This window comes from Pseudonocardia pini (assembly GCF_013870575.1).
Taxonomy (GTDB): Bacteria; Actinomycetota; Actinomycetes; order Mycobacteriales; family Pseudonocardiaceae; genus Pseudonocardia; species Pseudonocardia pini.
On record NZ_JACBXB010000664.1, the window covers coordinates 1 to 3202 of the forward strand.

Annotated in this window: 3 protein-coding genes; 2 read left to right on the forward strand and 1 reads right to left on the reverse strand. The window is 72.0% G+C overall.

From position 1 onward, the window contains the following. The coding region (locus H5J29_RS26790) for a hypothetical protein (RefSeq protein ID WP_246394328.1) at window positions 1-249 on the reverse strand (249 nt) is incomplete at its 3' end. A gap of 180 nt (window positions 250-429) precedes the next feature. Between H5J29_RS26790 and H5J29_RS26795 the strand changes: the two genes are divergently transcribed. Both H5J29_RS26795 and H5J29_RS36360 read left to right on the forward strand, forming a co-directional pair. Next, entirely contained in the window at window positions 430-2307 is a 1878-nt protein-coding gene (locus H5J29_RS26795) for an acetate--CoA ligase (RefSeq protein ID WP_181783780.1), read from the forward strand. A gap of 111 nt (window positions 2308-2418) precedes the next feature. Further along, complete coding sequence (locus H5J29_RS36360) at window positions 2419-3144, forward strand: excalibur calcium-binding domain-containing protein (protein WP_181783781.1); 726 nt, start codon at window positions 2419-2421, stop codon at window positions 3142-3144. Window positions 3145-3202: the final 58 nt, after the last annotated feature.

The window sequence follows — 3202 nt, forward strand, 5'->3', positions numbered from 1 at the left end:
CACGCGGACCCGGATCTCGGTGCCCGTCGTCTGGGGCGTGACCACCATGCGCAACGTGCGACCGGCCAGGTCGGCGCCGGGTCCGGGCTGCGGGCTGGTACGCCAGGCACCCACCCACGCCGGACCGCAGCCGTCCCCGTCCGTGGCGGTCGCGGCCGTGGCGGGCGCGCCCGAGGGCAGCACCGCCACCGTCACCCCCAGCACCACCGCAGCCCCGACCAGGCATGACACCAGCCCGCGACCCCGCATGCCCACCCCTTCGCCTGTCCCCCGATCGAGGGATGACCCGTTCACCCGGACGAACGATTCCGCGCGCCCATCCGCCTATCGGCCATCCGAGTGGTGACGTTACGTAGAACATCGACTACTTCTCGTGACTCGCTCGCGTACTAGGGTCGCGGTGCACAGACGTCGAGGTCAGGAGCCGATGTGGGCGCGTACGAGGACGTTTTCCGGGCCGCGGTGGAGGACCGGGAGGGGTTCTGGCTGCAGCAGGCGCAGGCGCTGGAGTGGCACCGCGCGCCGACGAAGGCTCTCGACGAGTCGAACCCGCCCTTCTACCGCTGGTTCCCCGACGGCGAGCTCAACGTGGCCCACAACGCCCTGGACCGGCACGTCGCCGCAGGTCGGGGCGATCAGGCGGCGCTGGTGTACGACTCCCCGGTCACCGACACCAAGCGCACCTACACCTACGGCGAGCTGACCGAAGAGGTGGCGCTGTTCGCGGGGGTCCTGCGCGGTCTCGGCGTGGGTGTCGGGGACCGGGTCGTGGTGTACATGCCGATGGTCCCCGAGGCCGCGATCGCCATGCTGGCCTGTGCCCGGCTCGGCGCGGTGCACTCGGTGGTCTTCGGCGGGTTCGCCGCCAAGGAGCTCGCCGTCCGCATCGACGACGCCGCCCCCACCGTCATCGTCTCCGCCTCGTGCGGGATCGAGGGCAAGCGGGTCATCGAGTACAAACCCCTGCTGGACAAGGCCATCGAGCTCGCCACCCACAAGCCGGGCAAGCGGGTCGTCCTGCAACGCCCGCAGGCTCCCGCCCAGTTGGGACCCGACGACCTCGACTGGGCCGACGCCGTCTCCCAGGCGTCGCCTGCCGATCCGGTGCCGGTCAAGGCGACCGACCCGCTGTACGTCCTCTACACCTCCGGCACGACCGGGAAACCCAAGGGCGTGGTGCGCGACGGCGGCGGCTACGCCACCGCGCTGGCCTGGACCATGCCCAACGTCTACGACGTCGGGCCCGGACAGACGATCTTCACCGCCTCCGACGTCGGCTGGGTCGTCGGGCACTCCTACATCGTCTACGCCCCGCTGCTGGCCGGGGCGACCACGGTGCTCTACGAGGGCAAACCCGTCGGCACGCCGGACGCCGGGCAGTTCTGGCGGGTCATGAGCGAGTACGGGGTGCGGTCGATGTTCACCGCGCCCACGGCGTTCCGGGCGTTGAAGAAGGAGGACCCCGACGGCTCCTTCGCCCGCAAGTACGACCTGTCGGCCCTGAAGTACCTGTTCCTCGCCGGTGAACGCCTGGATCCGGAGACCTACCGGTGGGCCTCCGAGCTGCTCGACATCCCGGTGATCGACCACTGGTGGCAGACCGAGACCGGCTGGCCCATCGTCGCCGACCCCGCCGGCATCGAGCTGTTGCCGATCAAGCCCGGCTCGCCGACGAAGCCGCTGCCGGGCTGGGACGTCCAGGTCCTCGACACCGACGGCACACCGGTCCCGGCCGGGGAGGACGGGGCGATCGTGGTCAAGCTCCCGCTGCCACCCGGCGCGTTCCCCACCCTGTGGAACGACGACGAGCGGTTCGTCTCCTCGTACATGTCGGCCTTCGACGGCTACTACCTCACCGGCGACGGCGGCCGCATCGACGACGACGGCTACGTGTTCGTCATGGGCCGCACCGACGACGTCATCAACGTCGCCGGACACCGCCTCTCGACCGGCGGCATGGAAGAGGTCCTGGCCTCGCACCCCGCGGTCGCCGAGTGCGCGGTGATCGGGGTGGCCGACCAGATGAAGGGCCAGGTCCCCCGCGGGTTCGTGGTCCTGAAAGCCGGCGCCGACCCGGACCCGGAGCAGCTGCGGGCCGAGCTGGTGGCGATGGTGCGCGACCAGGTGGGCGCGGTGGCGTCGCTGAAGGAGATCGCCGTCGTCGGCGCCCTGCCCAAGACCCGCTCCGGGAAGATCCTGCGCAAGACCATGCGCGGCATCGCCGACGGAACCGACGAACCCGTCCCCTCCACCATCGAGAACGCCGACGTCCTCGACGCCCTCCGGCCCGTACTCCGGAAGGAGTAGCGGGCGCTGCGTACCCAAGACGGATGAGGTGCGGTAATGCGGAGGTAAGGGGGCCGATAGGCCAGGCACGGCCACCACCGGCGGTGGTCGTGCCCGACCGATTGGACCTCGATGCCCCACCGCGCCCCCGCCCGGCCGCTGATCCGCGCCGCCGCGCTGGCCTCCGCAACCTCCGTCGCGCTGCTGGTGGGGATGACCTCCCCCGCCTTCGCCGACGACATCCGCAACTGCGACACGTTCGCCACCTGGGCCGAGGCCGACGCCTACTGGAAGGCCCAGGGCAGGCCCGCCGTCATGGACGACGACGAGGACGGCATCCCCTGCGAGTCCCGGCCGGGCGCGCCTACGGGCGGCAGCACCACCCCCGAGGAGCCCGCCGAGGAGCCGACCACCGAGCCGACCAGGCCCACGACCCCACCCACCACCACCCCGCCCGTCCATCACGAGGACGAGGAGGACGACCAGGGCGGCCACCCGGGCGACGACGAGGGCCACCACGACGACCCGCACTCCGACGCCCCGCACTCCGACGACGACGGCTGGACCGACCACGGCACCGGGTACCAGGGCGGGAACAGCGGCAGCGGGAGCAGCGGCACCGACGGCTCCGCGCAGCCCCTCGTCTGGATCACCCCCGGCACCACCGACCGCGACTGCCCCGACTTCCCCACCCAGGCCGAGGCCCAGGCCGTCCTGAGCGCCGACCCCTCCGATCCCGAGCGTCTCGACGCGGACGGCGACGGCATCGCCTGCGAGGACTCCTTCGGCACCGAGGGCCGACAGGTCGCGGTGTTCCCGCTCGGCGGCGTGGCGACGGGCGGGACCGGGACCCGATGAAGGTCCGGGTCCTCGTCACCGCACTGCTCCTGACCGCGCTCGCGGGCTGCAGCGCCCC

Excerpts from the sequence above, each read along its gene's own strand:
- H5J29_RS36360 (WP_181783781.1), top strand. The coding sequence starts at position 2,419 with ATGCCCCACCGCGCCCCCGCCCGGCCGCTGATCCGCGCCGCCGCGCTG.